General features: G+C 57.5%; 9 protein-coding genes. 5 read left to right on the forward strand and 4 right to left on the reverse strand.

Annotation, left to right across the window (positions count from 1 at the left end; all coding sequences use genetic code 11):
- Window positions 1-550: 550 nt before the first annotated feature.
- Window positions 551-1570, reverse strand: a complete 1020-nt coding sequence (locus EKG36_RS11930; RefSeq protein ID WP_126484352.1) for an IS30 family transposase — start codon at window positions 1568-1570, stop codon at window positions 551-553.
- Window positions 1571-1980: 410 nt separating this feature from the next.
- On the opposite strand from EKG36_RS11930, the gene EKG36_RS11935 reads away from it, so the two are divergent.
- The gene (locus EKG36_RS11935) at window positions 1981-2979 is read left to right on the forward strand and encodes a tyrosine-type recombinase/integrase (protein ID WP_126484354.1); all 999 of its coding nucleotides are present in this window, start codon (window positions 1981-1983) and stop codon (window positions 2977-2979) included.
- Between the two features lie 392 nt (window positions 2980-3371).
- Here the strand turns inward: EKG36_RS11935 and EKG36_RS11945 are convergent, their stop codons facing one another.
- From EKG36_RS11945 to EKG36_RS11955, 3 genes are all read right to left on the reverse strand, one after another.
- On the reverse strand, window positions 3372-4373 hold the full coding sequence (locus tag EKG36_RS11945) for a hypothetical protein (RefSeq protein ID WP_126484356.1): 1002 nt from the start codon (window positions 4371-4373) through the stop codon (window positions 3372-3374).
- Between the two features lie 166 nt (window positions 4374-4539).
- A complete protein-coding gene (locus EKG36_RS11950) occupies window positions 4540-4854 on the reverse strand; it encodes a hypothetical protein (protein ID WP_126484358.1) in 315 nt (104 codons plus the stop codon).
- A 91-nt stretch (window positions 4855-4945) separates the two neighbouring features.
- Complete coding sequence (locus EKG36_RS11955; protein ID WP_126484360.1) at window positions 4946-5236, reverse strand: helix-turn-helix domain-containing protein; 291 nt, start codon at window positions 5234-5236, stop codon at window positions 4946-4948.
- A 123-nt stretch (window positions 5237-5359) separates the two neighbouring features.
- On the opposite strand from EKG36_RS11955, the gene EKG36_RS11960 reads away from it, so the two are divergent.
- The 4 genes from EKG36_RS11960 (at window position 5360) to EKG36_RS11975 (ending at window position 7094) form a co-directional block, all read left to right on the forward strand.
- The gene (locus tag EKG36_RS11960; RefSeq protein WP_126484362.1) at window positions 5360-5566 is read left to right on the forward strand and encodes a MerR family transcriptional regulator; all 207 of its coding nucleotides are present in this window, start codon (window positions 5360-5362) and stop codon (window positions 5564-5566) included.
- A complete protein-coding gene (locus EKG36_RS11965) occupies window positions 5563-6138 on the forward strand; it encodes a hypothetical protein (RefSeq protein ID WP_126484364.1) in 576 nt (191 codons plus the stop codon). Before EKG36_RS11960 ends, EKG36_RS11965 begins: the two co-directional genes overlap by 4 nt.
- A gap of 25 nt (window positions 6139-6163) precedes the next feature.
- The gene (locus EKG36_RS11970; protein ID WP_126484366.1) at window positions 6164-6382 is read left to right on the forward strand and encodes a hypothetical protein; all 219 of its coding nucleotides are present in this window, start codon (window positions 6164-6166) and stop codon (window positions 6380-6382) included.
- A 379-nt stretch (window positions 6383-6761) separates the two neighbouring features.
- Window positions 6762-7094 (forward strand): hypothetical protein, encoded by a 333-nt coding sequence (locus tag EKG36_RS11975; protein WP_126484368.1) that lies wholly within the window; start codon window positions 6762-6764, stop codon window positions 7092-7094.
- Window positions 7095-7159 lie beyond the last annotated feature (65 nt).

Below are 7159 nucleotides of genomic sequence, written 5' to 3' on the forward strand. Positions count from 1 at the left end.
AGCGCAAGGCTGGGACGTCGCTACCTACGGCATCGGCGGGACGGTCGGCCCCTCGGTGGTGGCCGCCGTCTCCTCATGGGCCTCGCCGGGGCTGGCCGCTTTCAGCCTGGCGGTGGCGGCCTTCTGCGCCGCCTGGCTGGTCATGCGTCTTCCTTATAGTGCCCCCGAGCACGGCGGTGATGTCCAGAGCGTGCCGAGTGCCTAGAGCACCATCGCCCTGATGGCAAAGGATGGCCCGCTGCGTCGCGCCTTGTACATGACAATGCTGGTAGCCTTCAGCATGGCCGCTCTGCCCATCACCGCCGTTCACATGACGACCTTGCTGGGTATCCCAGCCGCCAGCGCGGCGGCGATGACGGCGATGACGGCGGCTTATGGCATAGGGAATCTCACCGGATCACTAGGTGTCATGCTGCGGCCATTGCGAGGGAGTCCAGATCACTTGATGTCGGGTTGGGCCCTGTGTCATTGCTGGGCTGCTTGCGGTGATAGCGAGTGCCACGTTTCTCACCGCCATCGCAACCGGCGGTCTCAAGTTCCAAGTGCAACGCTATTGAAGGGTGCTCGGACCGGCGACGGATTTCTTGAGCACTTCGGCGTAAACTTCCAGCGGCGTTCGCCAGTCCAGTGTCTTGCGCGGCCGGGTGTTCAGTGAGTCAGCGATCTCGTCGAGTTCTTCCTGGCTGTAGACCGACAGATCCGTGCCCTTCGGCAGGTACTGCCGCAACAGCCCGTTGGTATTCTCATTGGAGCCTCGCTGCCATGGGCTATGCGGGTCAGCGAAGTAGATCGCCGTACCGGTCTTCTGAGTGATCTCGGCATGCTTCACCATCTCTCTGCCTTGGTCGTACGTCATGGACAGGCGCAGAGCTCGCGGCACCTCATTGAGCTTGTCGCTGAAGCCAACGGCCGCCGCTGTGGCGGTAGTGCCATCCACTTTCGCCAAGATCACCAGGCGCGTGGTGCGTTCCACCAGCGTACCGACAGCGGAGCGATTGTTGGCGCCCATGATGAGATCACCCTCCCAGTGGCCAGGCATCAGGCGGTCTTCGATCTCAGGCGGCCGCATGTGGATGCTGACCAGCTCGGGAATCTGCTGGCGTCGATCCTTGCCACGGCTGCGCGGCCGACGCTTGCCATTGCCCTGGCGAAGACAGGCGATGAGCTCTTTCTTGAGGCTGCCGCGGGGCATCACATAGAGCGCGTTGTAGATGGCCTCATGTGAGACCCGTCGATGTGAATCGTTGGGAGACATGCGCTTCAGTGTGCGGGCTATCTGTTCCGGTGACCAGTACTTGCGCAGCAGGTAGACCACCACCTCGAAGAGCTCCCCGTCGGGGTGCAGCTTGGGACGCTGACGTGGCCGATGTCGCGTCAGACGAGCCCGGTAGCCCGCCAGGCCGGCATCGTAGCCCTTGATGGGATCAACCGTGTGGCGGGCGATTTCTCGCGACACGGTGCTCGGTGCACGGCCCAGGTGAGTGGCGATGGCCCGGATCGAATGCGTGGCTCGCATCATCATGATGGCGGCTCGGTCTTCAGCAGAGAGGTGGCGATAGCAGTGAGTCATAGCAACACCGTACCTGATGGGTCACGTGTTGCGCTTGGTCATTGAGACCGCCAAATTAGTCAATAAAAACAAAATATTATGGCGACAATCCCGCTACCACATTTCCAACAAAAAATCCATAGCGCTGCTTGCATCAAGTTCCAGCCTTAGCAGCCAGCGAGACTGTACCGCACCGCCTCGCGATGATTTGGCCATCAAGCTAACCAATGACGGGGGCGCGTTATGGCCGGAGAGCTACTAAGGCCTGAACAGGTCGCAGAAAGACTAGGAATGAGCCTGAGCTGGGTCTATGGCAACAAGCACAGCATCGGCTACGTCCAACTGGGAAATGCCGTTCGCTTTGAGCCTGAGGTGGTTGAAGAGTACGCTAGACGCTGCAGGCGCGGTCCTCAGCGGAAGGAGGATCGGAAATGGGATACACAGTCTCGCACAGGAAAGATCGCGGCACGTGGGTCGTCCGCTGCACCGTCAACGGCCAGCGTACTCAGCGAACTTTTCGCACAGAAGGAGAAGCAAGGCAGTATGCGCTGAAGGCAGAGGCTCAGCGCCAGGAGGATGAGTTCAACGGCGTCATGGGCCGCAAGCCCAAGTACACCTTCTCCGAGGGGCTGCAACGCATGGTTAGCGAATACGATGTCCGCTCCCAGAAACAGCACATCCTGTTGGTGGCCAGGTGGATAGATGAACATGCTCCTGGTGTGATCATCGGGCAGGAGCTGCTGGACGCGGCGCGGAGAATGCAGAAGGCCCTTAAGGAGAAGGGACTGGCTCAGTCGACCATCAACAATCGCATTCAGGTCGTCAAGCGTGTCCTCTCGCTGTCGTACCGTGAGTGGGACTGGCTCGACCTGCCCCTGGACGGCAAGCTGCGCAAGCCATCCCCAAAGAACGAGCGCCATGTCTACCTGACCGAGGGGGAGCTCGCCGAGCTGCTTGAAGCAGTGCCGGAGCGCTACAGGATCGAGCGAAAGGTGATCTTGCTGGCAATGCTGACGGGCATGAGGCGAGGTGAACTGATGGGGCTGGAGCCGGGCAACGTCTACAACGGCCGCATCGTGCTCAGGCCCAACCAGACGAAAAGTGGGAAGCCTAGAATCATCCCCTTGACCGAGGAAGCCCTACCGCTCGTGGATGGTTTGCCGTTCGATACGACCGGAGACAGGGTGCGTGGCGCTTTCGAGAAAGCCAGGGAGAGGATTGGTCGCCCTGATATCCGCTTTCACGACTTGCGGCACTGCTATGCCTCGCTGCTGGCCAGTAAGGGGGAGGCGCTGACGAGCATCAGGGATCTGCTCGGTCATTCGTCACTGACGGTGACCAGCCGCTATGCTCATGCCGACCCGGCAAGGTGGGAAAGCGTGGTGGCGAAGCTGCCGCGGATCAGCAACCAATCAGCAACCACACACTGATGAAGATCGACCCTTGTCGGCGTAACCATTTGATTTCATTGGTGGGCCCAGCAGGACTCGAACCTGCGACCAAGGGATTATGAGTCGCCTCTAATATGTGCCAATATCTTCTAAAAGCTGCCAAATCAGACCACTACGAAGACAAAGCATGGCATAGGGTGGCCATTGGGAGCCTGGCCCCTGGACGCCTTCTGGACACCAAGCCAGCGGATTTTGAAGGCGAGAGGAAGCATGCCAACACCTACCTTCACCTAGAAAAATCAGAATCTTGAAAGCGCCAAACCTACCAATGCCCGCCTACCTTGGGCACCTCGGTTGACGCTTTGTTGACACGCTCACTCTAGAACTTTCTAAAACTCAGGTCAGCACAGACCAACCCGCCACTTTCGTCATTAACTAAAATTCAGCGCCACAAAAATGCCTGCTGAGACATTAAATACCAAAGACACAAGAGCAGAAAAAACAAACTTAGAAAACACCTTTTTGTTAGACCTCCTAATTACATCAAGCCTATTTCGATCACCACTCGTTAGCTGAAAAACAGAATAAGCACCATGCTCCTTAATAGAAGAAAACGCTCTTCTAGCTAGCAAGTGCGAAATCTTTACGACAACTGTAAAAGCCATCAAACTAAAAACCAACCAGGTCATAACCTCAATGGAAGTCCCTATAGTTAGCGAAGCAGAATAGTCCTTGTCATCAAACATGGATTTCAGGTACGCAACTGAAGCAAAAGGAAAAATAACAGGCGTAGAGTAGTCGACAAGCATTGCAATCTTTCTTTTATGCCTATCCAATAAGTCATGAAATCCAGATCTTGACTCAGGCACTGGCAGCGCCGCATTCCATTTGTCAACGACAGCCATTAGCTCTTCACTGACAACACTATTTATGAAATCAACCCTGCAAAAAACAGGTGCAAACTTAACTTCTGCCTCATCACTTTCCTCAGGGTTCTTTGAAAACATGGCCTGAAGAACTTCTAACGGCTTGGCACTCGCACAAAGCTTAACTGTTAATGTATGCTGCTGAGGGAGTTCATAACCCTGGACATTAAGCAAAAACTGCCACTTGAGCCTTACTTCTTTAGTGACCTTTGAGCGACTCCAGTTATATGACTCAAACTCAGCCCAGCCGCCAAACTCTGTTGTTGTCTTATCGTCAAAAACTAGTGCCGCTGATGCAACTAAAGACTCTTGATGATGAGCTCTCAGCTTCTCCTGAACCCTTTCATTTAATTCATAAATATCTTCAGGACGAATACAGACTGGCCTAGTAAACATCTGATGGTTACTATCAGGCTTCCCAACCATCAAATGGAACATTGACCTGACGGTATCTTTATCCGCTTTTGCTACAAGCCCTTTACCCTGCTCATCACCAACAATATTCATCATGCCTCCCTGCGCCCATCAACCAGTTCAAATCACTCAGAATTTCGATAGATTACCTGAGGCTTTATAAATTGAGCCTTATAGCACTACAGCTTACTTTTTATTGATGTGGAAACAACCTCCTCCGCCCGCTTGTACCCATCCTTCAATTCATTACCATCATCCATCACAACAAACCAGTGGCAGACAACACCTTCCGCGTCGCCTCATAAGGTAAAAAAAGAAGATCTGCATTAAGATGCAAGATGACCATAACTGTCCAGAACGCAACCAAGCCTCCCGCCAAAAAAGCGAAAAGAAACTTCCATTGTTGACGGGCCACATCAGGACGAACGTGCCAGTCGTTCGGAGGCTTTCCGGATATTTGGCTGTCTTTTCTTCTTAATTCCTTGGGGCGATAGTAAGTGTCTTTTTTACTAAACTTGTTGTCTCGACGCTTACGGTCTTCCCAGTAGTAGTCCCGATCCTCCATCCCCATCACGATTCCCTCCGCACTGCCCTGCGTTGCTCAAGGCCGACCTCCTATCCTTGGAGCCTGCCGCCCTGGTACCACCTTGCCGCAGCCTTTCCGGCTAGTCGGTATCCGTCCCTGTCTGCTTGAGCGTCTTCCGCGCCTTCTCAATCTCCGGGCTGATCTGCCCAGCTTCCTCGTTCACCTGGTCTGTCATCAGCCAGAGAGAGTACTCCGGCCATCGCTTGCAGATTTTCTGAGCGATGTCTGTCCGAGGGATCGTGCCTCGTTGCTCGATCCCTTCAATGGTCCTGATGGGAATGCCTGTCTCGTCAGAGAAAGCTTTCCTCCCAAGGCCATTTATATCTCTGATTTCTTTGAGCTTTTCAGAAAAGCTCTTTTCGCTTGACATATCTCGCCCGCTATACGATATTTGTCGTATATACGACAGTTATGGTACCCACAAATAAAGTACCCATAATTCTCCTGAACCCACTTAAAGCCTAACACAGGCAACCAAAGGCAGGTGACGACGATGGAAGAACCTCAAGCACCCCAGGTCCCGGCCCATGTGCCCCTGATGACCATCGAGCGGTTCGCCGAGCTTTCCGGCCTCGAACAAGGGGTCGTCTACGGCCAGATCCGCAACGGTCACCTTCCCGCCATGAAGGTCGGCAAATACCGCATGGTCAACATCGCCCTGCTCCAGGCGCAGTGCCTCACACAGGAGGACTGGGCATGATCACCTTCTGCACCGTCACCGACTCCCTCGGCACCATCACCCTGTTCGAGGTAGAGGGCCGCAAGGCCGGTTATATCGGGCAAAATCGCTATAACGGCACCTGGACTGTCTTCTTTAGCGACATGGCGGACGCGCCCGCTGGCGTCCATCTGGAGCGCTCCACCGCCCCCGGTAGCCAGGGTGTGTTTGCCCCCGGCCTCACCTCACGCGTGGCTGCCCTGGTCATTGTCCGCCGGGCCTTTACCGCCACGGCCAAGGCTGTGCCGAATCGCGCATCAGTCACTCGACCAGCTTCACGACTGTGCTTTTTCGCGCATCACTTCACTCCCGTTTCCCCCCGTAGCGTCCCTGCGCCTTTGGCCCGCAACGTCGCCACGCCTGCCCTGCCCCGATCCCCCGGCACGGCGACCGAGCGGGCCGCTTTTTTTGATGCTTCGCCCGTTTCTGCACAACCGGGTTTCGACCTGGGTGTGAACCCATCGCCCCAAGGGCCCGCCCCCCGGCTGCGAACCGATACGAATCTCCGATTCGTGAGGGTCGTAGCCCGACAACCGCAGGGCGTCAGTGCCTGACCCTCCACCCCCCGAGGAACACCCCATGACTCATGCCACCGGCAAGAAACAGTCGATCCGCGTGTTCCTGGACGCCGCCGATTACGGTCGCTACCTCGTCCAGGCCGGCACGCACCACATCACCCCGTCCGCCCTGGGCGAGCTGCTGATCCAGGACGGCCTCGACCGCCTGGAGCGCGGCGATCTCCACGCCCTGGGGCTTGCCACCGAATCGCCCGCCTCTCAAGGCTCTGGAGCCCTCTGATGTTGTCCCCTGCCCGTCACCCGTCGCCCATCGGTCGCACGGCTCCCCGAGTCGGCGCCATGGGCCCCGTCCAGGGCGAGGGGGCGAGCGCAGCGAGCGCCCTTGACGGGGGCCAGGGAGGCGACTGCCGTGCTTCCCGACCGAGGGGCAGGGTGGCGCGGCAGGGGGCCCCCTGCCCGGAGCCTAGAGCCTTGAGGGAGCGGGCTGCCCGTTGCCTCCACGGCCGGGACCTGGGTAAGGCGGCGCTGCTCTACCGCCTCGCCGAGTACTACAGCCGGGAACTGGAGGGTCAGTCCCCGGACACCACCGAGCTAGCGGCTCTCGCTGAGCACTGCGAACAGCTCACCAGCCAAGCAGCCATGAAAGGAAGGACAGACCCATGATCAACACCATCCAGGCCCGCGTGATCGGCGCCATGCGCTACTCCATGGATAACGGCGTCAAGGGCGCCAAGCTCACCATCATGAACGAGGCCGACGCCAGCAACGAGAACCGCGTCGGCTATGAGGTCGCCACGATCTCCGCCCCCTACGAGATCCTCGACCAGATCCGCCCCCATGCCGCGCACATGCCGTGCAACCTGGAGATCGACGCCGAGATGCGCACCACCGGCGGCAAGATCACCATGCACGCCATCGCCGTGCGCCAACCCTCTACCGCTCAGGCCCCCGCCCCCGCCGCGTCTGAGCCCAAGCAGGCCGCCAAGTCGTGAAGGTCCAGGTCTGCCGCGACGTCGACCCCGATACGGGCACCTGCACGGTGCCCCTGGAGTGGGTC

Source organism: Halomonas nitroreducens (assembly GCF_003966155.1).
Lineage (GTDB): Bacteria > Pseudomonadota > Gammaproteobacteria > Pseudomonadales > Halomonadaceae > Halomonas > Halomonas nitroreducens.